Below are 21,405 nucleotides of genomic sequence, written 5' to 3' on the forward strand. Positions count from 1 at the left end.
TAAATAAGATTGATCTATTAAGGAGGAACTTCACGATGAGTAAAGTTATTGGTATTGACCTTGGTACTACAAACTCTTGCGTTGCAGTAATGGAAGGCGGCGAAGCTGTCGTTATCCCGAATCCAGAGGGCAACCGTACAACACCTTCTGTTGTTGGTTTCAAGAAAGATGGCGAGCGTATTGTTGGTGAAACAGCAAAACGTCAAGCGATCACTAACCCTGACCGTACAGTTATGTCGATCAAACGTCATATGGGTACAAACCACAAAGAAGTAATCGATGGGAAAGAATATACAGCTCAAGAAATTTCCGCAATCATCCTGCAGAAGCTGAAATCCGATGCTGAAGCATACCTGGGCCAAACGGTAACACAAGCGGTTATTACGGTTCCGGCTTACTTCAACGACAGTCAGCGGCAAGCAACAAAAGATGCTGGTAAAATCGCAGGTCTGGAAGTTCTTCGTATCGTCAACGAGCCTACAGCGGCAGCACTGGCATACGGGCTTGAGAAAACAGAAGATCAAACGATCCTTGTTTATGACCTTGGCGGCGGTACTTTCGACGTCTCGATCCTTGAACTAGGCGACGGTTTCTTTGAAGTTAAAGCAACTAGCGGCGACAACAAGCTGGGCGGCGATGACTTTGACCAAGTCATCATCGACTACCTCGTAGCTGAATTCAAGAAAGAGCAAGGCGTTGACCTTTCCAAGGACAAAGCTGCAGTTCAACGTTTGAAAGATGCTGCTGAGAAAGCGAAAAAAGAACTGTCTGGCGTTCTGACTACAACAATCTCGCTGCCATTCATCACTATGGCTGATGGCGTTCCACAGCATTTGGAGCTGAACCTGACTCGTGCGAAATTTGAAGAAATTTCGGCACAATTGGTTGAGCGTTCCCTTGCTCCTACACGTCAAGCACTGAGCGACTCGGGTCTGTCTGTAAGTGAAATCGATAAAGTTGTTCTTGTCGGTGGTTCGACTCGTATCCCTGCTGTACAAGAAGCGGTTAAGAAACTGATCGGCAAAGAGCCGCACAAAGGTGTTAACCCTGATGAAGTGGTTGCTCTAGGTGCAGCCGTTCAAGCTGGCGTATTGACTGGTGATGTGAAAGACGTTGTATTGCTTGACGTAACTCCATTGTCCCTTGGTATCGAGACTGCTGGCGGCGTCTTCACGAAGATGATCGACCGTAATACAACGATCCCAACTAGCAAATCGCAAGTGTATTCCACTTATGCAGATAACCAACCGGGCGTTGAAATTCACGTCCTGCAAGGTGAGCGTCAAATGGCTGCTGGCAACAAAACGCTGGGTCGTTTCCAACTGAATGATATTCCATTGGCACCACGTGGCGTACCGCAAATCGAAGTTACTTTTGACATCGATGCTAACGGTATCGTTAACGTATCGGCACTCGATAAAGGTACTGGCAAAAGCCAAAAAATTACGATCACTTCTTCGGGCGGCTTGAGCGAGGCTGAAATCGAACAAATGATGAAGGATGCTGAGCTGAACGCGGAAGAAGATCGTAAACGCCGTGAGCTTGTAGAAGCGAAAAACAGCGCTGACCAACTTGTGTACTCCGTTGACAAAACGTTGAAAGACCTTGGAGATAAAGTGGATGCTTCCGAAATTGAAAAAGCAAATGCTGCCAAAGAGAAAGTAACAAGCGCAATTGCAACAGATGATCTGGAGCAAATTACGAAAGCTTCTGAAGAGCTGACCGAAATCGTTCAACAGCTGTCTGTGAAGCTTTATGAGCAAGCACAAGCGGCTCAGGGCGGTGCTCCTGAAGGCGCTGAAGCAGCAGATGCTGGCGCTCGTGGTAAAGATAATGTCGTTGACGCTGACTACGAAGTGGTTGACGAAAACAAGAAATAAGACTTAACTTGTAATGGGAGAGGTCAAAGACAGGGTCTTCCTGTCTTTGACCTTCTCGTTTGTAATTGAATCAAACATGGGTGGAGGTGAGATGAGTTGGCAGATAAACGCGATTATTATGAGGTGCTTGGCCTAGGCAAAAGTGCTTCAGGCGATGAGATCAAGAAAGCCTATCGGCAATTAGCGCGTAAGTACCACCCTGACGTCAATAAAGAGGCTGACGCAGAGACGAAGTTCAAAGAAGTGAAGGAAGCTTATGATGTCCTGAGCGATGATGGACAACGCGCAAGATATGACCAGTATGGTCATGTTGATCCGAACCAGGGAATGGGCGGAGCTGGCGGATTCTCGGGCAATGGTGATTTTGGCGGTTTTGGTGATATCTTTGATATGTTCTTTGGCGGTGGCGGTGGAGGTCGACGCGACCCTAACGCACCACAGCGCGGCAATGACTTGCAATATTCGATGACTATTGAATTCAAGGAAGCCGTATTTGGCAAAGAAACGGAAATTACGATTCCACGTACGGAATCTTGCGATACTTGTGTGGGCACTGGTGCGAAGCCTGGTACTAAACCGGAGACTTGTTCGGTATGTCGTGGATCCGGTCAGCAAGAGGTTGTCCAAAATACGCCGTTTGGCCGTATGGTCAACCGTCGCGCTTGTTCGAATTGTGGCGGCGCAGGCAAAGTGATCAAAGAGAAATGCGGTACTTGTCATGGCGCTGGAAAAGTGAAAAAACAGCGTAAAATCAATGTTCGTATTCCAGCTGGTGTTGATGACGGCGCACAAATTCGTCTCTCTGGCGAAGGTGAAGGCGGCCTGCGTGGTGGACCTGCCGGCGATCTTTATATCGTTATCCGCGTGAAGGCGCATGATTTCTTCGAGCGTGAGAATGATGATATTTATTGCGAAGTTCCGCTGACTTTCGTACAGGCAGCACTTGGCGATGAGATTGAAATCCCAACGCTCACTGAGAAAGTGAAGCTGAAGATTCCTGCTGGTACGCAGACAGGTACTTATTTCCGACTCAAAGGAAAAGGTGTGCCTAAGCTGCGCGGTTACGGTCAAGGCGACCAGCATGTTAAAGTAACTATCGTTACTCCAACCAAGCTGACCGATGCTCAGAGAGATTTGCTTCGCGAGTTTGGTGGAATTGGCGGCGAGGCTCCATCAGAGAACAGTGAGCATCATGAATCCATTTTCGATAAAATGAAGAAAGCGTTCCGCGGCGAATAGCCCCGGACGTTTTTTTATTTTTACATATGAATAGATCTAGTTCTTAAGTTGCATGCTATTTAAGTAATAGACATGATCTCTTAAGGAGCTGGATTAACAATGACAAACAAGCAAAAAGAAGATATGGAGAAAGTAAACTTCGGCGATTTGCCAATAGGGAAAAATGAAGATGTTGAGTTTTCGGAGGAACTGGCAGATGAAGCTGACAAACAAGCTACCAGTCGTGCTGCGGCTGCAGATGCTCGTGAAGAAAATGAGCAGGGCATATAAATGACTCAGCAGGTTGAGATCAGAGCCAACTTCGGCGGGCCTGGTGCAGCTCAGGAAGCGCTCCGTAAGCTTCAAGCTCTACGGGCTTTTGAAGTGAATGGATTATATGAAAACGGCCTTTTGACGGCTACAGTAGATGAAGATGTAGTAGAGCGGGCGGTCCATATGATCGAGCAGATTGGCGGCCATTCACAGACTGAAACGATTGGCTGATGTCAGAAGCGGCAAACAAGCACTTTTGTTTGCCGCTTTTTTGTGCATAAATGATGAATAGTGTACAATAGAGGGTAGTTTTCTAAGACTATGTTTACGAAGTGAGAATTAACGCAAAGAACGCGCTAATTCTTTTTCAGGAGGGGTACCAATAATGAAATGGCATGAAATTACGATCTCGACAACGGAGCAAGCGATCGAGATGATCTCAAACTTTTTGCATGAAATGGATGCTGACGGCGTATCCATTGAAGAATCGGGCACGCTGAATAAGGAGCGGGATACTTCACTAGGACAATGGTACGAATTGCCGCTTAACGATATTCCGGAAGGTCAGGCAGTTATTAAAGGTTATTTCCTTGAAAGCGTAGATATGGATGCTCTCAAAGCAGTGGTTGTCCCAAGGATTGAACAGCTTCGTGAGTTTGGCATTGATCCTGGCAATTTTGAGATTACATCTAGAGTTGTTGACGAAGAGGATTGGGCGACAGCATGGAAGCAATACTTCAAACCGATTAGAGTATCGGAACGTTTAACGATTAAGCCGACATGGGAAGAATACGAGCCTGCTGAAGGCGAGAACATCATAGAGCTGGACCCTGGAATGGCATTTGGTACTGGCACGCATCCAACGACGTCACTTTGTCTGCAGACGCTTGAGTCGGTTATTAAGGGCCATGAGGAGATTATTGACGTTGGAACGGGTTCAGGTATTCTTGCCATTGGGGCTATGAAGCTTGGAGCACGCCGAGTACTTGCGCTGGATCTGGATCCGGTTGCTGTATCAAGTGCAACGGAAAACGTAAGATTAAATGGCTTGCAGGATGATATTGAAGTGGTGGAAAGTGATCTGCTTGGTGTGCTCGGAGGAAAAGTTGTCCATGCTGTAAATGAGCGGGATGCTCGCAGTACTTCGGTTACTTTACCGGTAGATCTGGTTGTAGCGAACATTTTGGCGGAAATTATTTTGCTCTTCATCGATGATGTGTTTGCAGCACTGAAACCAAACGGTATTTACATAGCATCTGGTATTTTCAAGAATAAGGAAACCGATGTTGAGGATGGTCTTATCCGTTCAGGCTTTGAAGTCATTGATAAACGCCGCGACCAGGACTGGATTGCATTCGTGGCGAGAAAGCCGCAGGTGAATGAATGAACTGGGAGAGTTTCTTAGCTTATCCGGTTGAAGATTTGCCTTTTGTGGCGCTGGTGCTAATTATCTCCTTCACCGTGCATGAGTTCGCTCATGCATACAGCGCGTACAAATTTGGTGACAGAACCGCCTATGATATGGGACGGGTTACACTTAATCCACGTGTACATATTGATGTGCTTGGCGCTATCCTTATTCTGATCGCAGGCTTCGGTTGGGCGAAGCCTGTGCTCGTGAATTCTAATAATTTCAAGAAGCCGCGTCTTATGGGAGTTATCGTATCGGCATTAGGGCCGATTAGTAACTTGCTGCTTGGGGTTATAGGTATTCTAATCTTGTTTACACTTAATTCAACAGGCTTGATGTATGCAGGTTCTAACGGTGTGGATCTTGCAATTGAACGGTTTTTGAGCTATTTTATTTATCTTAATTTCGTCCTGTTTATCTTTAACTTAATTCCACTGCCGCCTCTAGACGGTTATCGGATCGTACAGGGGATTCTGCCGCGTGAAGCAGGTATTAAGCTAGACCAGAACGTACAGTGGGGTATGTATATCTTCCTCTTGCTGGTGTTTCTTCCGCCGCTCAGACGGGTGACACTTGATCCGATTCTTGGCTGGTGGTTACCGCTTAGCAACTTCTTTGCGAGATTATTCCAGCCGTTGTTTTAAGCCGCTCTCATAGATTTTTGGAGCGGAAACATGCTAATATGAAGGATGGTTAGACTGACGCAATGCAGCGATATTTTGTAGCAGCGGAGCAGTTTGACGGCTCTAGCGTGCGTTTAATAGGGGAAGATGCCTTCCATGCCGTCCGCGTTATGCGGATGAAGCCGGAAGAGAAATTTATTGCCAGTGACGGTCTATCCCGTGTTGTACTTGCTGCAGTACGGGAGGCCGATTCTTCGGAAGTGGTTGCCGACATTGTGGAGGAGCTCCCAATGGACTCTGAGTCTAATTGGTCCGTTACAATCGCGCAAAGCTTGCCGAAGGGAGATAAGATGGAACTGGTTATTCAGAAAGGGACGGAGATTGGCGCTTATTCGTTTGCGCCGTTCCAGTCAGAGAGAATGATCGTTCAATACGACGGCAAGAAGGAAGCGAAGCGCCTGGAGCGTTGGAGTAGGATTGCGAAGGAAGCAGCGGAGCAGTCACACCGTTGCCGTGTTCCTGCGATCGAACCAGTGCGCAGCTGGCGTGAGCTGAAGGAAGCTATACCAACTTTTGATTTAGCGTTATTTTGTTATGAACGGGAAGGCGATGCAGCAGCAGGCAAGGGCATAAGAGATGCCGTGCTTAATTGGAAGAAGCAGGCAGGCGATAAGGCTGCCGAGCCCAAGATGCTGCTCATCGTTGGTCCCGAAGGCGGCTTTACGGAACGTGAGGCTGATGAAGCGGAAGCGGCGGGAGCTGTAATTGTTGGCCTAGGCAGGCGGATATTGCGGACAGAAACCGCGGGCATCGTAGGGCTGACATGCCTCATGTACGAAGCCGGAGAAATGGGAGGAGCGTAAGAAATTTATGCCATCGGTTGCATTTTACACCTTGGGATGCAAAGTTAACTTTTACGACACAGAAGCGATTTGGCAGCTGTTCAAGAATGAAGGATATGAGCAGGTTGACTTTGAGTCAACGGCTGATGTGTATCTGATTAATACATGTACAGTTACGAATACTGGCGATAAGAAAAGCCGTCAGATTATTCGCCGCGCAGTTCGCCGGAATCCGGATGCAGTTATCGCGGTAACGGGCTGCTATGCCCAAACTTCACCAGCAGAAATTATGGCGATTCCAGGTGTTGACCTCGTTATCGGTACACAGGATCGCGAGAAGATCATGACATTTGTTAATCAAATTCATGATGACCGTCAACCGGTCAATGCCGTTCGGAACATTATGAAGACTCGTGAATTCGAGGAGCTTGATGTGCCGGACTTCAATGAACGTACTCGTGCCTTTTTGAAGATTCAAGAGGGGTGTAACAATTTCTGTACGTTCTGTATTATTCCATGGTCGCGTGGATTGTCACGCAGCCGTGATTCGAAGAGTGTTCTGGAGCAAGCCAAACAGCTTGTAGCTTCAGGCTACAAGGAAATTGTCCTGACCGGCATTCATACAGGCGGCTATGGCGACGATATGGAAAATTATCGTTTGACTGATTTGTTATGGGATTTGGATAAAATCGAAGGTCTTGAACGAATTCGGATCAGTTCAATCGAAGCTAGCCAGATCGACGATGCTATGATTGACGTTCTGAAGCGTTCGGAGAAAATGTGCCGTCATCTGCACATTCCACTTCAAGCAGGAGATACTTCGGTGCTCAAGCGGATGCGCCGTAAATATACGACAGAAGAATTTGCAGGCAAGCTGAAACGTATTCGTGAAGCAATGCCTGGTGTAGCTATTACTACGGATGTGATTGTTGGTTTCCCTGGTGAGACTGATGAGATGTTCGAGAATGGTTATAAGTTTATGCAAGAAGTCGGTTTCTCCGAAATGCACGTCTTCCCTTACTCGAAGCGTACAGGTACACCTGCAGCACGTATGGAAGATCAAGTGGACGAAGAAGTGAAGAACGAACGCGTTCATAAGCTGATTGATCTATCGGAGAAGATGCAGCTGGCTTATGCTGAGCAATATGTAGGCGCCGTGCTGGACGTGATTCCGGAACGTGATTATAAAGGTGCTCCAGGCACTGGTCTTGTCATGGGTTATTCAGACAACTACATTCAGGTTATCTTCGAAGGTACTGAGGCGCTTGTTGGCAAGCTTTGCCGAGTGAAAATTACGGAAGCTGGCGTTAATGAATGCCGCGCTCAGCTCGTACGTGTTCTTGATGACGTACCTGCAGAAGCGTTGAGAGCTTAGAAATAGAAAAATACGCACGAGGGTTTCCCGCCCATTTCTGTAAGACTGGAGCAGCGGGAAATCCTCGTTGTTGCATGCAAATGTCAAGCAGGCAAGGGGGAAACGGAAATGGTTGAAATTTCGGCAGGAGGCGTGGTCTATCGTCGGAACGAAGCCGGGCTCTTGCAAATCCAGCTGATTCAGGACCGTTATGGCAAAGTGTCACTCCCGAAAGGCAAGATGGAGCCCGGGGAAACCGTTGAACAGACGGCGCTTCGTGAAATTGCCGAGGAAACCGGATTGATCGGGGCTATTATCAAACCGATTGATCAAATTAAGTATCGGTATCATGATTCGCATAAGGGAACTGTCGATAAAGAGGTCCATTATTATTTGGTCGAGGCGGTTGGCGGCTCGCTGCAGGCTCAGGTTGAAGAGATTCGCGGCGTTGAATGGTTTGACCCGCTTGAAGCTTGGAGGCGGCAAAAACAATCCGGTTACGAGAATAATAACCGGATTGTGGCTGGAGCACTTAGTTTGCTTGGCGTAAAATACGACTAGACCGGCAGTTTGCGGAAGGTTGGCAGATAACAGAATGGTAATGCGATCAGCGAGCTCAGAATATTGAAGATCGTCTGCGCATGTGCGATTTGACTAGCAGGAGATTGTGCGAACCAGCCGGAAGCAGCAGCTAGCTCTCCTAGAAATGGCATAAATAATAATGCCCCTCCCGCATTCAGTATGGTATGGGACCAAGCCACATACTGGCCGGACTTCGAACCGCTGAAGGAAGCGATGAGTGCAGTTGCGCAAGTCCCAATGTTCGCGCCAAGTACAACGGCGACACCGATTTCCAGCGGCATGGCTCCAATCGATGCGAAGCCCATGATGATTCCGATAACGGCTGCACTGCTGTGGACGACAGCTGTCAGCACAGCACCAGCTGCAAGCCCCCACCAGAGGCTCTCCGCTGATTTGCCCAGGAACCAGCTGAATAAGGAGCTCTCCTGAACGGCTGGTCCTATGGCTTGCATGATTGCCATGCCAGCGAGCAGCAGGCTGAAGCCGCCTAAAGCAACGGCAGATGAGCGGATGGTCTCGAGAATGCGAACCGACCGCATTCTGGGCCATAATCTCAGCTCATGCAGCAATACGGTTATTAGCCAACCGGTTAAGGATACGAGGAGTAAGGGAGTGGCCAGCTTGTTTAAGCTGAGACCAATCAATTCGGTTGTTAGACAAGTGCCGATATTGCTTCCCAGTATGATGCCTAGTGTGCGCGGAAACGTTAATAAACCTGCATTGACAAGTCCAATCGCAATGACGGTGACAGCGGTACTGCTCTGCAGGAACGCCGTTGTGGCTGTCCCGATGGCAAGTCCATGTATAGGAGTGGCAGTCGAGCGATGCAGGATATGATTGAGGTAAGGGCCTGCTAATCGATGTAAAGCCAGCTCCATCAGCTTCATACCGCTAATAAAAATAGTGAAGCCGATGGCCATAGGCAGTAAAATGGTTTGAAGCATAGTATGTTCTCCTTTATCATCGTTATCGATTGATACATATGCGTGCCATTAGACAAGCATGACAAGCATGGACTAGAGGAAGTACGGCAGAATCAACCGCGCTTAAGAATAGAGAGGAAGATTAACGAAGTGAGCAAAGCAAAAGTATGGCTGCAGAAAGGCCGTAAGAAGCGTCTTGAAGCAGGCCAACCATGGATTTATGCGAGTGAAATTGACAGGTTGGAAGGTGAAGCAGAGCCAGGGCAGCTTGTTGATGTGGTTGGTCATAACGGCCGGTATTTGGCGACGGGCTATTACAATCCGAAATCACAAATTACGGTACGTGTCGTTTCCTACCAGCCATTGGACGAAATGGATGTTGATTTTTTCCGTGAGCGTCTAAGAGCATGCGAGGCTCATCGCAGCCGGTTTGTACCGGATCGTGACTGCAGACTGGTATATGGAGAGGCCGATTTTCTTCCAGGTCTTGTAGTTGATCGGTTCGATGATGTTCTGGTTGTGCAGATCGTTACGCTTGGCATGGATATCAGACGTGAAGCGATAGTCCAGGCATTGGTTGATGTATTCCAGCCGAAGGGGATCTACGAACGAAGTGATGTAGGCGTTAGACAGCTTGAGGGACTGGAACTTCGAACAGGTGTCATGTACGGGGAGTGCCCTCGTATTCTCGAGATTGAAGAGAATGGCTTAAAGCTGGAAGTTGATATCGTGGAAGGGCAGAAGACAGGCTACTTCTATGACCAGCGCGAGAATCGCGCTTCCATCGCACCTCTGATGAAGGGGTGGGGAGGCCGAAGCGGCATCCAATTGGAAAGTCGTGAGGCAGAAGATGGTTCTGGCGAGCGACTTGTTCCTGTGAATTCGAACGGCAAAGAAGTAACATTCCCCTACTGGGATGGTGCAACCGTACTAGAATGCTTTGCTCATACGGGCAGCTTTACACTTCATGCCTGCAAATATGGGGCAAAGAAAGTAACTTGTCTTGATGTATCTGAACATGCCATCGACACAGCACGCCGCAATGTCGAGCGTAATGGCTTTACAGATCGGGTAGAGTTTGTAGTAGCAGATGCATTTGAATATTTACGTTCGCAGGTTAAAGGTGCGGAGGAAAGAACGGAGCGCAGCCGTGCTGGTACGGATACCTCGAAGCCAATCAGCGGCAATGGACGTACTTGGGATGTTGTTATTCTAGATCCTCCTGCTTTCGCAAAGACGAAAAGCGCAGTGGCAGGAGCATGTCGTGGTTATAAGGATATTAATCTGCACGGGATGAAGCTGGTAAATGAAGGCGGATATTTGGTGACAGCGAGCTGCTCGTACCATATGCGCCCTGACTTGTTCCTGGAGACCATTCAGGAGGCGGCTACCGATGCAGGCAAGCTGCTGCGACTCGTTGAATGGCGGGCGGCAGGCAAAGATCATCCGCAGCTTCTTGGCGTACAAGAAGGTCACTATTTGAAGTTTGCAGTGTTTGAGGTTCGGAGTAAGTAAATATAGCTCAAAAAAGCCGCATGGATCCTGATGAGATCCAAGCGGCTTTTTTTATCGATTCGACAGAATATGATATTTATTTTGGAAAATAATGGTTGTAAGAGTATGGGAGATAAGTTATTCTATTTAATGGGCTTCAACAAAAAAATGATATTAAAAAAGGAGATGGGATGATGGAGATGATGAGCATGAAAATGATGATGGCTATGTGTATGGAGGAAATGATGTGCAAGATGAACAATATGAAGATGATGATGGATCAAATGAGCGAGATGAATCGCATGGACATGATGGATATGGGAATGGAAATGGACAGCATGATGATGAAAATGCAGGAATGTGATGAGATGCTGACATCAATGATGGGCATGATGCGTGAAATGAAACAAACGGCGATTTAGTTCAATAAATATACATTTGAATATGCATATTTGATGTGTATAATAGGAATGTAACGCTGAGAGGCAGTCGACTGCACTTAAGCGAAGTTTCATAACGGACAAAGCAGATAACTGTATGTCTAACCAACCCATAATCCGGCAGAGCGGCTAACCGCATGCGGGATTTTTTATTTTTATAGGCTTACATCGTTTCTTTAAATCGTCTGCTAAGTTCGACACGCTTTAATTTGAGCACCCAGACTTCTTCCTGTAAAGTTCTCAATTCGGAGGAGTCATCCGAGGTTCTTAACTGATGATAGAGATCCATCATTTTCTTATTAATGATATCGAACTGCTGCCATAACTCAGAAGCTTTTCTAGTAAGTGCAAGTTGATGGGATTCTTCTTCGGATTGGGCGAGTATGCGGATTAACTGCTGCTGCCACTCGATATCTCCGATCTGTTTGGCGTAATTGTACAAATCCAGATAATCATTTATCCATTGCCGGGCAATCTTCTGATTCGAGATCATGGCCGCCCCTCCAATCCTCATGGTTTATTACCTAGTATTATACTCGGTATTTAAGGGAATGCAATGGCTATTTATTAAAAAGTTAGCATAACTTCCAGAACATACGTTTGTCGTTTGAATGAAAAAGAACTGCCGATATGGTAGAATAATAGATTATGAGATGGAATCGGAAAGGAAGGTCTGGAGATGGGGCTTCGATTTGTGTTAGGCCGTTCAGGAACGGGGAAAACCACATTTTGCCTGGATGCTATTCGGGCAAAACTGCAGCGTGAACCGGATGGAGCGCCGCTTATTATGCTCGTGCCGGAGCAGGCTACTTTCCAGACAGAGTACGCCTTGCTGAGAGGAACCGAGCTAAGCGGGACTATACGGGCTCAAGCACTGAGTTTCCGCCGTCTAGCCTTTCGTGTGATGCAGGAAACAGGCGGCACTGCGCTTATACCGATCAGCGATAACGGCAAGCATATGATGCTTTTCAAGATCATTCACCGCCTAGGCAAGCAGCTGGAATTGTTCCAGAATGGTGCAGGGCAGCCAGGCTTTATTGAACGGCTTGGAGAATTGCTCACAGAGTGGAAACGCTACGGCATTGATGCAGAATTATTAAAAGCAAAGACAGCTTCAGTAGAGGACGCTTCGCTTCTCAATCGCAAGCTGCATGACCTGCGCTTGGTCTATGATAAATTAGAGCTGGAATTAAGCGGATTATATATTGACTCCGAAGACTATTTAACGCAGTTGATCGCAAGTTACGCTTCCGCTCCTGCTATGCATGGCGCTGAGCTGTGGATTGACGGGTTCCATGGCTTTACACCAAAGGAATATGAAGCACTGGGAGCGTTGATCGCTTCTTCTGCGGAGGTAACTGTAGCTCTGACGCTGGACCGTCCTTACGACGAGGGTGAAGTGCCGCATGAGCTGGAGCTGTTCCATCCTACGGCCGAAACATATGGGAAGCTGCTGGCCTTGGCTGCGCAGGCAGGCGTAACGGTACAGGAGACGGTTGTTCTTAGTGAAGGAGTGCCGTCCAGATTTGGAAGAAGTCCAATGCTGGCACATTTGGAGAAGCATTATGGAGGCAGGACGCCGATGCTTCTGCCGGATAAGAAACTTCTTGCCGTGCAGAACCCCGCATGCGGAGTATCTCTTCATGCATCTGCGAACCGGAGAGCGGAAGTTGAAGCAGCCGCTAGGGATATGGTGCGAAGAGCACGAGAGGATGGACTGCGTTGGCGCGATATGGCTGTTATGGTGCGTAATGCGACAGACTATACAGATTATATTCAAACGATATTTGATGACTATCAAATTCCTTATTTCCTTGACCAAAAGAACAATACCGTTCATCATCCGCTCGTCGAATTTATTCGTTCGGCGCTGGAGACTGTGCTTCATGGCTGGCATTATGAGGCTGTTTTCCGCTGTATTAAGACAGAGCTGTTATTCCCGATTGATGGGAGCATGTCCAGAGAGCTGTTCGACCGGCTGGAGAATTACGTACTTGCCGCGGGTGTAGACGGCTGGAAATGGCTTGACCGCTCCAGGTGGCAGCCGTTAATGCAGCAATCGTTGGAAGATGAACCTGAGACGGCAGCAGAGCCAAGCGCCAAAGCTAAACGCGAGTTTAATGCTGTGCTGGCTGCAAGAGAGGCTATTGTGCCTCCTCTTCGCCGATTTGAACAAGCTCTGAAAAAAGCACCAAACGTAAAGGTCATGTGTGAAGCGCTGTATCGTCTGCTAGACCACTCTGATGCAGCAGATCGTCTGGAGCGCTGGAGCCGTGAGGACAGCGCTGCAGGGCGCACACAGCGTGCTAGGGCCCATCGTCAGCTATGGGACGGCGTGATGCAGCTGCTCGACCAGCTCGTTGAGATGGTTGGTGATGAGGGGATGCCGCCTGAGCTGTTCGCTGGCATGATAGAGACAGGCCTTGAGAATTTGAAGCTGGCCGCAGTTCCGCCTGCCCTAGATCAAGCGCTGATCGGCAGTATGGACCGGACTCGTTCTGGGGATGTAAAGATTTGTTATGTGCTTGGCGCTAATGACGGTGTAATGCCGATGCGTATTCAAGAGGACGGTGTGTTGACCGAGCAGGAACGGGAGCGGCTGGCTGATGAAGGGCTTGTTATGGCTCCTGGCGTCCGACGACGCCTCTTGGATGAACGCTTCTTGATTTATAATGCTTTAACCACACCAAGCGCTCATCTGTGGATCAGCTGGGCGCAGGCAGATGAAGAAGGCAAAAGCCTTCTGCCTTCCGAAGTGATTCGGCAGGTTAAGCAGCTGTTCCCTGGCATCCCTGTCTATCAAGCCGCTGGTGAGCCTTCTCCTGGAATGGAAGAAGACGAGCAGCGCTCCTATATTGAGCATCCACAGCGGACGCTTGCCTATTTGATCACCGAACTTCGGGCTTGGCGGCAAGGAGCGGACATCGCGCCTTTCTGGTGGGATATGTACAACTGGTATGCGATCCGTCCGGAATGGCAGGACAAGCTTCAACTGCTTAATGCATCGCTCAGCTACTCCAATCAAGAGCAGGAGCTTACTTTGGCAACGGCTGAACAGCTGTATGGCACAAGACTCAGGGCAAGTGTATCTCGGATGGAGCGGTTCGTGTCCTGTCCGTTTCAACATTTTGCAATCCATGGCCTGCGACTTCGAGAGCGGCAGATGTATCGGCTGGAAGCGCCGGATGTCGGGCAGCTGTTCCATGCGGCACTCAGCCGCTTAGCAGGAGGTCTTGGTCAACGCTGGGGCTCGATGCCGGAAGGACAGATTCGTGAAGCGGCAGCCAAAACAGTTGATGAACTTGCTCCAAGGCTGCAATCACAAATTTTGCTCAGCAGCGGCAGATTTCAATATATCGCTCGCAAGCTGAAGGAGATTGTTGCACAGGCAGCCGTGATCTTAAGTGAGCATTCGCGCAGAGCGCAATTCCAGCCTGTTGGGCTGGAGGTTGATTTTGGTCCGGATGGAACACTTCCCTCGCTTATCATTCCGCTGAATAATGGTGGAACGATGGAGATTATTGGCCGTATTGACCGCGTAGATGCCGCTGAGACGGAGGAAGGGCTGTTGCTGCGTGTGCTCGACTATAAGTCCAGCTCTACACAGCTGAGGCTGGAAGAAGTGGCATTTGGCCTCTCGCTGCAGATGCTCACTTATTTGGATGTGCTTGTTACGCATGCTTCAGAATGGCTAGGTAAGCCGGCATCACCTGCTGGTGTGCTTTATTTCCATGTTCATAATCCTATGCTTGCCGTATCGAACGGCTTGTCCGGAGCTGAAGTTAATGCAAGAATGTTGAAAAAGTTCAAGACACGTGGTCTTATAACTGCAGAGGCGGAGACCGCACGATTAATGGACGACCAGCTGGAATCCGGTTATTCGGAGATTCTGCCCATTGCACTTAAGCGTGACGGTGGATTTTACAGCAGCTCTTCCGTTGTAACCGACGAACAGTGGGATACCCTTCGAAGTTCGGTCAGACGTACTATCGGCCGGATTGGCTCAGAGATTGGCTGCGGGAAAGTATCCATTGAACCATACCGTCTCGGAACCAAGTCGCCGTGTCAATATTGCGATTATAAGCCGGTATGCCAATTTGATCCGTTATTTGACGGCAATGAATATATGAAGCTTGGTAAGCTCTCGGAAGAAGAAATATGGCAGCAGCTGCATGGAGAGGAGGAGTTAATACGTGGAAACGACGACTAGTGTGCCGGCAAAACCGGAGAACAGTACTTGGACAGATGACCAGTGGCGCGCGATTGTGACCGAAGGGTCGGATGTTCTGGTCGCAGCAGCAGCTGGTTCTGGTAAGACAGCTGTTCTTGTAGAACGGATTATCCGGAAGATCTCTTCCTTCTCTGATGTTGACAGACTTCTTGTTGCTACGTTTACGAAAGCCGCGGCAGCCGAGATGAAGGACCGAATCAGGATCGCACTGGAAAAGGAGCTCGAGCGGCAGCCGGATTCCGAGCATTTGCGAAGGCAGCTTGCCCTTATGAACAGGGCGTCGATTACGACACTTCACTCTTTTTGCCTGGACGTCATTCGCCGGTATTATCCGCTCATTGGGCTTGACCCTGGCTTCCGGATTGCGAACGAAACGGAAAGTGAACTGATGCGGATCGACGTGCTTGATCAGTTGTTTGAGGAGAAATATGAGGGTGCTGGTGACGATGGTGCATTCCTGCGACTAGCGGACCGTTACGGCGGAGAACGCGGCGATGAACCCTTATACAGGCTGGTTCAGCAGCTATATGACTTCGCTCAAAGCCATCCGTGGCCCGAGCATTGGCTTCGTCAGACAGCTGCGAGCTTTGCGGTGAACAATGTGGAGGAGCTTCGCAGCAGCCCGTGGGTGGCAAGTCTCCGGTCTGATGTGGAAATGGCGTTGTCAGGAGCCGCTTCCTTATTGAATCAAGCCATGAATTTGACCAGAGAGCCTGCCGGACCAGCCCCTTATGCTGCAACCTTCGAAGAGGATCTTGGACTCGTGAATGGGCTCTCGGAGACGGTACGTATGCTCCCTTGGGAGTTGTGGTTTGAGTCATTCCAATCGATTCAATTCGGTAAGCTTAAGGCCATGCGCGGCGATGACTATGATAAATCCATGCAGGAACAGGCCAAAGAGCTTCGCGACAATGCGAAAAAGCTGATCAGCTCGCTTGCTGATGAGTTGTTTGGCCGCTCTGCAGAGGAATTTGCTGACGAGCTGCAAGAGCTCTCACCACTGATGGGGGCTTTGTCTGAGCTTGTTATTGAGTTCGGACAAAGATATGAAGCAGCTAAACGGGCTAAAGGACTGCTTGATTTCGGCGATCTAGAACATTATTGCCTGCGAATATTGCGGGCACCGGAATCGACGCCTGAAGTAACGGCTCCATCATCAGCTGCGCTTGAATATCAACGCCAATTTGATGAGATCCTGCTCGATGAGTATCAGGATACGAACATGGTGCAGGAGGCAATCGTATCTCTGATCGCGAATCCGAATGCAGGTAATCGCTTTATGGTAGGCGATGTTAAGCAGAGTATTTACCGGTTCCGTCTTGCGGAGCCCAATTTGTTCATGAGTAAGTATAAAAATTACGGAGCACCTGGTGGAGACGGCCTGCGCATTGACCTTGCCCGCAATTTCCGAAGCCGGCTTGAAGTCGTTGATGGAGTTAACGACGTGTTCCGCGCCATTATGCGGGAATCCGTTGCAGAGATGGATTATGACACACGGGCTGAGCTTGTATGCGGCGCCTCATATCCTGAGCCAGAACAGGCTGGACGATTTGCCGTGGAGCTCGCGGTTATTGATAAAGCAGGCTCTCCTGAATCTGAGGATAATCAGGCGTCAGCGGATTCCGAAGAGGATACTGAGCAGGGATCAAGCGGAGCTGAATCAGTCGAAGAGCTTCAAACTGCACAATTGGAGGCTCGTCTCATTGCCCGTCAAATTAGAACGCTGCTTGATGAGGGCTTCCGTGTCTACGATGGTAAGAAGCGGGAAAGCCGTCCAATGGAATGGCGTGATATCGTTATCTTGCTGCGTGCTACCCAGCAGTGGGCACCTGTTATCATTGAGGAGCTTCAAGCTGCGGGCATTCCAGGGTATGCGGAACTCAGCAGCGGGTATTTTGATGCGACAGAGGTTGAAACGATCTTATCCCTGCTTCGTGTAATCGATAATCCGTATCAAGATATTCCGCTGGCGGGTACGCTCCGATCACCGATCTTTGGGCTTAATGCCGAGGAGCTTGCGCTCATTCGAATTGGTGCGATTCATGACACTTATTATGATGCAGTGCTGCAGGCGGCTGGCGATCTGCTACTTCCTGAGGAGCTAAGACGCAAGCTCTCGCTGTTCCTGGATCGGTTGGACCGGTGGCGGAATGACGCGAGACAAGGCTCATTAGCAGATTTGATCTGGAGTATCTACCGGGAGACGGGTTATTATGATTTTGCCGGCGGACTTCCGGGAGGGATACAGCGGCAGGCAAACTTAAGGGCTTTACATGACCGTGCCCGCCAATATGAGGCGACTTCATTCCGTGGTTTATTCCGGTTCCTGCGGTTTGTTGAACGGATGCGTGACAGCGGTGGAGATCTAGGCACAGCAAGGGCGCTTGGTGAGCAGGAGAATGTTGTACGCATCATGTCCATTCATAAGAGTAAAGGTCTGGAATTCCCGGTTGTGTTTGTTGCAGGATTAGGCAAAAACTTCAATCAGCAGGATTTGCGAAGTGCCTTTCTAAAGCATAAGCAGCTTGGATTTGGTCCTAAATTTATTGATCCGGAGAAGCGTGTCAGTTATCCAGCCTTGCCTTTCTTGGCTATTCGTCGACGTATGCGGATGGAGATGCTCGCGGAAGAAATGCGGATCCTGTATGTTGCTTTAACACGCCCTAAGGAGAAAATGTTTCTAATTGGTACAGTGTCGGATGCTGCTGCGAAGCTTCGTCGCTGGCAATCGGCTACGGATTCAACCGGGAATATTTCAGATTTCCGGCTTAGCACGGCTTCAACCTTCCTAGATTGGCTTGGTCCGCTTGCTGCTTCTTCTTTTAATCAAATGCCAGATGATTTTATCTCCGGTGAGGAAGAAGCGCGCTTGCTGCAATGGAGGGCTGGTGTTGTTGAGGCGGCAATGTTGGGCCTTGAAGTCGCTGTAGGTACAGAGCAGCCAACAGACGCGGATCAAGAGCGAGAGGATCGGCTCCAAGGGGTGTTGTCATTAGCCCAGCTTGATCAAGTGGGAGTCGACGAGGAGCTCCGTATTCGATTGGAGTGGCAGTATAGCCATCAGGCGTCAACAGTCGTAGCTGCAAAAACTTCGGTTACTGAGATGAAACGTCTTCATTCAGAAATCTATGAGGAAGCAGAGTCTCTGATCCCTGCAGTCATTACTGAGCAGGATGACAGCCAGAAAAGCACAGGAGGCGGAAGCTACACGTTCCGTTTAAGACGACCTCGGTTCATGGAGGAAGCGGCATTAACAGCTGCTGAGAAGGGAACAGTCAGCCATTTGCTTATGCAGCATATTCCCCTTACTGGTGACGTAAGTGTAGCTGAGCTGGAGACGATGCTCAGCGATATGATTGCGCGAAGATTGCTTACTACAAGGCAGGCGGAATCGATTGATTTGCCTGCTGTTGCTTCTTTCTTCGATACGACAATTGGCCAGCGATTAGTCGCCGCTGATTGGGTTCGCAGGGAAGTGCCGTTCAGCTGTATGTTTCCGGCTCATCGTGTGTACCCAAGTCTTTCTGCGGATGCTGCTGGCGAACCGGTGCTCATTCAAGGCGTTATCGACTGTTTGTTCGAAGATGCGGATGGGGTTGTACTGCTAGATTACAAAACCGATCGAATCTATATGAAGCAGTGGGAGCAGGCAGCCGAACGTCATAGATTCCAGCTCGAGCTGTATGCTGAAGCCATTGAATCTGTCATAGGTAAACCTATTGCGGAAAGCCATGTCTTTTTCTTTGATGGAGGACAGGCGGTTCGATTATAGTTTAGTCATCGGAAGCATTAACCTAAAAACTTTCCAGCAGGAAAGTTTTTAGGTATCATACATATGCATTGCTCAATGATCAGGAAGGATGGACATTCATGGAACAGGAACAACAATCGAAGAAACGGTCATATGCGTTGCCGATCACGTTACTGCTGCTTGTATTCAGTCTCACCGGTAACGTTTTCTTGTACTCGCAATCACTGCAAGGGGAACAAAACGATAAGTATGACAAAGGTATTGCGATAATCGGATCAGCGACTAAAGCCTCTGCTTATTATCAGGCTGTATTGGATAATGCCGGAGCTATACTTGATGGTAAAGATACTGAGGCGGGCACGGTTATTCGGGATGCCTCAGGATTAGTTGAGTTTTTACAGCAATCACACAGCTTTGACGAGAGTAAGTTTGATTCCGATCAAGTGTATGACTATATCATTGATGTCAATAATTCGCTCCAATACATTAATGAGCAGGATGGAACACTAACAGAGGCAGAAACGGGCTATTTGAAATCTTTGAAGGACGTTTATGCGTCACAGCTGGCGATTTTGGAGCAGTTTCAATTTGAAGCAGCCAAGTCTCGCAGCGGTTCTATCCAGATTGGAGCTGGTATCGGGTGGCTTGATATTCCGAAGCAGCTTGAGCAGTCAATAAGCGGGCATTCTAGCATGAAATATCCAGCCCAGTAGCCAAATGCCCAGTCCTGCATACGATAGTAGCAGACGGGAGGCTCACAAAGATGGAGAAAAGCAAGAAGGAAAAAGGAAAGTCATCAGAGGTAAAACCGGCCGCTTCCAAGCCTGCTTCAATTGCTCCTACGAAGGTGGAGAATCAAGCCCCTGTAGCAGAAGCAGCAATAGCCGTGCAGCAGAAGCAGTCGCTGCAAGATCATTGTTCCGCGCATATGCACCGGTATGTGCTTGCTCAAACGCATGACGGCTGGTGTATTGATGGGATTGTTGAGTATGTGGATGACAAATATGTCTGTTTGGCCGTACCATGCAGCGGGTCGCTTGGCTGGGATGCCAGAGCTTTTGTACCATACCCTGGACTGTACCCATATCCTTATTATCCAAGAGGACGGTTCTATCGTCAGGTGATGCCGCTCACAGGTTTGCTTGCCCTGTCGCTGCTGCCATTTTATTAAAAAGGATGCAATACCGGCTCACGAACGCGGCTGCGTTCTGACCGGCGTCCACCGATTGGACGAGCATACCTGTTATCGGTTATAATATTGGAATAGTATGGATGAAGGGAGGGGCATATTTGGATTGCATTTTTTGCAAAATTATCGAAGGCTCCATTCCTTCGAGTAAAGTGTACGAAACCGAGAACGTAATCGCATTCAAAGATATTCAGCCTGCGGCTCCTGTACATATATTGATTATTCCCAAAAAACATATTCCTACGATGAACGATGTAACTGAAGAGGATGATTCGGTTATCGCGGAATTGTTCGCAGCAGCGCGAGAAATCGCTAAGCAGCAAGGGATTGCCGAGTCTGGTTATCGGCTGATTAATAATGTGAATAGTGATGGCGGTCAGGTCGTATATCATTTACACATCCATTTATTAGGTGGAGAGAAGCTAGGAACGTTAGTAGGAAATAGTGTAAGTTGACACTTCATTTTGTTTTGTCTTATAATGAAATTTGATAAACCGTGTTTATTTAATGCTCTGGACGGTCTGTTTCGGAGGGAGGGAAAACTGGTGTCTGAAACTAAAGTTCGCAAAAACGAAACTATTGATGCTGCGCTTCGCCGCTTTAAACGTTCCATCGCTAAAGATGGTGTTTTGGCTGAGGTGAAAAAACGCAAGCATTATGAAAAGCCAAGTGTTAAGCGCAAGAAGAAGTCTGAGGCTGCGCGTAAGAGAAAGTTTTAGGAGGATCCTTCCATAATGAACCTGAGCGATAGATTGACCGACGATATGAAGCAAGCCATGAAGAATCAGGACAAGTTCAAGTTGACGACGATTCGTATGATTCGCGCGGCAATTAAAAATTTGGAGATTGATTTGAAGCGTCCTCTCGAGGATACTGAAGTGGTAGATATACTCAGTCGTGAGATCAAACAACGTAAAGATTCCCTCCAAGAATTTAGCAAAGCCGGCAGAGATGATCTGGTTACAGATCTTTCAGCAGAAATTGAAATTATTAGTCAATACCTTCCCGTTCAGCTGACCGAAGAAGAGATTAAAGCGATTGTAACGCAGACCATCCAGGAACTCGGTGCTTCTTCTAAAGCCGAGATGGGAAAAGTCATGGGTGCGCTTTTGCCAAAAACAAAAGGGCGCGCTGATGGTAAACTAGTAAATCAATATGTACAACAATTTCTGCAATAACTATATGTTCGGACGG

The 21,405-nt window shown here is 48.4% G+C and carries 20 protein-coding genes; 18 read left to right on the top strand and 2 right to left on the bottom strand.

Features of this window, described 5'->3' with window-relative positions; genetic code table 11:
- Window positions 1–35 precede the first annotated feature (35 nt).
- From dnaK to AC0YNT_RS04700, 9 genes are all read left to right on the top strand, one after another.
- Entirely contained in the window at window positions 36–1,880 is a 1,845-nt protein-coding gene (gene dnaK / locus AC0YNT_RS04660; RefSeq protein WP_475803559.1) for a molecular chaperone DnaK, read from the top strand.
- 96 nt (window positions 1,881–1,976) lie between these two features.
- Complete coding sequence (gene dnaJ, locus AC0YNT_RS04665) at window positions 1,977–3,119, top strand: molecular chaperone DnaJ (RefSeq protein WP_475803560.1); 1,143 nt, start codon at window positions 1,977–1,979, stop codon at window positions 3,117–3,119.
- Window positions 3,120–3,218: 99 nt separating this feature from the next.
- Window positions 3,219–3,389 carry a YfhD family protein gene (locus AC0YNT_RS04670; RefSeq protein ID WP_475803561.1) on the top strand — a complete coding sequence of 57 codons (171 nt, stop codon included), beginning with the start codon at window positions 3,219–3,221 and terminating at the stop codon, window positions 3,387–3,389.
- Window positions 3,390–3,602, top strand: coding sequence for a hypothetical protein (locus tag AC0YNT_RS04675; RefSeq protein WP_475803562.1), 213 nt, complete (start codon window positions 3,390–3,392; stop codon window positions 3,600–3,602).
- Window positions 3,603–3,756: 154 nt separating this feature from the next.
- Window positions 3,757–4,758 carry a 50S ribosomal protein L11 methyltransferase gene (prmA, locus tag AC0YNT_RS04680; RefSeq protein ID WP_475803563.1) on the top strand — a complete coding sequence of 334 codons (1,002 nt, stop codon included), beginning with the start codon at window positions 3,757–3,759 and terminating at the stop codon, window positions 4,756–4,758.
- Entirely contained in the window at window positions 4,755–5,426 is a 672-nt protein-coding gene (locus tag AC0YNT_RS04685; RefSeq protein WP_475803564.1) for a site-2 protease family protein, read from the top strand. Before prmA ends, AC0YNT_RS04685 begins: the two co-directional genes overlap by 4 nt.
- 62 nt (window positions 5,427–5,488) lie before the next feature.
- The gene (locus AC0YNT_RS04690) at window positions 5,489–6,268 is read left to right on the top strand and encodes an RsmE family RNA methyltransferase (RefSeq protein ID WP_475803565.1); all 780 of its coding nucleotides are present in this window, start codon (window positions 5,489–5,491) and stop codon (window positions 6,266–6,268) included.
- Between the two features lie 7 nt (window positions 6,269–6,275).
- On the top strand, window positions 6,276–7,622 hold the full coding sequence (mtaB, locus tag AC0YNT_RS04695; protein ID WP_475803566.1) for a tRNA (N(6)-L-threonylcarbamoyladenosine(37)-C(2))-methylthiotransferase MtaB: 1,347 nt from the start codon (window positions 6,276–6,278) through the stop codon (window positions 7,620–7,622).
- A gap of 108 nt (window positions 7,623–7,730) precedes the next feature.
- Window positions 7,731–8,162 carry an NUDIX hydrolase gene (locus AC0YNT_RS04700; protein ID WP_167272399.1) on the top strand — a complete coding sequence of 144 codons (432 nt, stop codon included), beginning with the start codon at window positions 7,731–7,733 and terminating at the stop codon, window positions 8,160–8,162.
- Here the strand turns inward: AC0YNT_RS04700 and AC0YNT_RS04705 are convergent.
- Window positions 8,159–9,127, bottom strand: coding sequence for a Na/Pi cotransporter family protein (locus AC0YNT_RS04705; protein WP_475803567.1), 969 nt, complete (start codon window positions 9,125–9,127; stop codon window positions 8,159–8,161). The genes AC0YNT_RS04700 and AC0YNT_RS04705 overlap by 4 nt on opposite strands.
- A 129-nt stretch (window positions 9,128–9,256) precedes the next feature.
- Between AC0YNT_RS04705 and AC0YNT_RS04710 the strand changes: the two genes are divergently transcribed.
- Both AC0YNT_RS04710 and AC0YNT_RS04715 read left to right on the top strand, forming a co-directional pair.
- The gene (locus AC0YNT_RS04710; protein ID WP_475803568.1) at window positions 9,257–10,621 is read left to right on the top strand and encodes a class I SAM-dependent rRNA methyltransferase; all 1,365 of its coding nucleotides are present in this window, start codon (window positions 9,257–9,259) and stop codon (window positions 10,619–10,621) included.
- Window positions 10,622–10,809: 188 nt separating this feature from the next.
- Window positions 10,810–11,022: a hypothetical protein gene (locus AC0YNT_RS04715; protein WP_475803569.1), complete on the top strand. Its 213-nt coding sequence runs from the start codon at window positions 10,810–10,812 to the stop codon at window positions 11,020–11,022.
- Between the two features lie 181 nt (window positions 11,023–11,203).
- Here AC0YNT_RS04715 and AC0YNT_RS04720 read toward each other — a convergent pair whose 3' ends face one another.
- Entirely contained in the window at window positions 11,204–11,533 is a 330-nt protein-coding gene (locus tag AC0YNT_RS04720) for a hypothetical protein (RefSeq protein ID WP_475803570.1), read from the bottom strand.
- Between the two features lie 186 nt (window positions 11,534–11,719).
- On the opposite strand from AC0YNT_RS04720, the gene addB reads away from it, so the two are divergent.
- The 7 genes from addB (at window position 11,720) to AC0YNT_RS04755 (ending at window position 21,389) form a co-directional block, all read left to right on the top strand.
- Window positions 11,720–15,250, top strand: coding sequence for a helicase-exonuclease AddAB subunit AddB (gene addB / locus AC0YNT_RS04725; RefSeq protein WP_475803571.1), 3,531 nt, complete (start codon window positions 11,720–11,722; stop codon window positions 15,248–15,250).
- Window positions 15,234–19,043, top strand: a complete 3,810-nt coding sequence (addA, locus tag AC0YNT_RS04730; protein WP_475803572.1) for a helicase-exonuclease AddAB subunit AddA — start codon at window positions 15,234–15,236, stop codon at window positions 19,041–19,043. Before addB ends, addA begins: the two co-directional genes overlap by 17 nt.
- A gap of 98 nt (window positions 19,044–19,141) precedes the next feature.
- The gene (locus tag AC0YNT_RS04735) at window positions 19,142–19,735 is read left to right on the top strand and encodes a hypothetical protein (RefSeq protein ID WP_475803573.1); all 594 of its coding nucleotides are present in this window, start codon (window positions 19,142–19,144) and stop codon (window positions 19,733–19,735) included.
- A gap of 50 nt (window positions 19,736–19,785) precedes the next feature.
- The gene (locus AC0YNT_RS04740) at window positions 19,786–20,193 is read left to right on the top strand and encodes a hypothetical protein (protein ID WP_475803574.1); all 408 of its coding nucleotides are present in this window, start codon (window positions 19,786–19,788) and stop codon (window positions 20,191–20,193) included.
- A 119-nt stretch (window positions 20,194–20,312) separates the two neighbouring features.
- A complete protein-coding gene (locus tag AC0YNT_RS04745; RefSeq protein ID WP_475803575.1) occupies window positions 20,313–20,666 on the top strand; it encodes a histidine triad nucleotide-binding protein in 354 nt (117 codons plus the stop codon).
- Between the two features lie 90 nt (window positions 20,667–20,756).
- Window positions 20,757–20,930: a 30S ribosomal protein S21 gene (gene rpsU, locus AC0YNT_RS04750; RefSeq protein WP_005547957.1), complete on the top strand. Its 174-nt coding sequence runs from the start codon at window positions 20,757–20,759 to the stop codon at window positions 20,928–20,930.
- Window positions 20,931–20,945: 15 nt separating this feature from the next.
- Window positions 20,946–21,389, top strand: coding sequence for a GatB/YqeY domain-containing protein (locus AC0YNT_RS04755; RefSeq protein WP_167272418.1), 444 nt, complete (start codon window positions 20,946–20,948; stop codon window positions 21,387–21,389).
- Window positions 21,390–21,405 lie beyond the last annotated feature (16 nt).

Source organism: Paenibacillus sp. J22R56 (assembly GCF_056269375.1).

Coding starts and splice junctions, on each gene's coding strand:
- AC0YNT_RS04755 (WP_167272418.1), top strand. CDS start 20,946: ATGAACCTGAGCGATAGATTGACCGACGATATGAAGCAAGCCATGAAG.
- mtaB (WP_475803566.1), top strand. CDS start 6,276: ATGCCATCGGTTGCATTTTACACCTTGGGATGCAAAGTTAACTTTTAC.
- prmA (WP_475803563.1), top strand. CDS start 3,757: ATGAAATGGCATGAAATTACGATCTCGACAACGGAGCAAGCGATCGAG.
- AC0YNT_RS04735 (WP_475803573.1), top strand. CDS start 19,142: ATGGAACAGGAACAACAATCGAAGAAACGGTCATATGCGTTGCCGATC.
- AC0YNT_RS04670 (WP_475803561.1), top strand. CDS start 3,219: ATGACAAACAAGCAAAAAGAAGATATGGAGAAAGTAAACTTCGGCGAT.
- AC0YNT_RS04740 (WP_475803574.1), top strand. CDS start 19,786: ATGGAGAAAAGCAAGAAGGAAAAAGGAAAGTCATCAGAGGTAAAACCG.
- dnaK (WP_475803559.1), top strand. CDS start 36: ATGAGTAAAGTTATTGGTATTGACCTTGGTACTACAAACTCTTGCGTT.
- AC0YNT_RS04700 (WP_167272399.1), top strand. CDS start 7,731: ATGGTTGAAATTTCGGCAGGAGGCGTGGTCTATCGTCGGAACGAAGCC.
- AC0YNT_RS04705 (WP_475803567.1), bottom strand. CDS start 9,127: ATGCTTCAAACCATTTTACTGCCTATGGCCATCGGCTTCACTATTTTT.
- addB (WP_475803571.1), top strand. CDS start 11,720: ATGGGGCTTCGATTTGTGTTAGGCCGTTCAGGAACGGGGAAAACCACA.
- AC0YNT_RS04675 (WP_475803562.1), top strand. CDS start 3,390: ATGACTCAGCAGGTTGAGATCAGAGCCAACTTCGGCGGGCCTGGTGCA.
- AC0YNT_RS04715 (WP_475803569.1), top strand. CDS start 10,810: ATGAAAATGATGATGGCTATGTGTATGGAGGAAATGATGTGCAAGATG.
- AC0YNT_RS04720 (WP_475803570.1), bottom strand. CDS start 11,533: ATGATCTCGAATCAGAAGATTGCCCGGCAATGGATAAATGATTATCTG.
- AC0YNT_RS04690 (WP_475803565.1), top strand. CDS start 5,489: ATGCAGCGATATTTTGTAGCAGCGGAGCAGTTTGACGGCTCTAGCGTG.
- AC0YNT_RS04685 (WP_475803564.1), top strand. CDS start 4,755: ATGAACTGGGAGAGTTTCTTAGCTTATCCGGTTGAAGATTTGCCTTTT.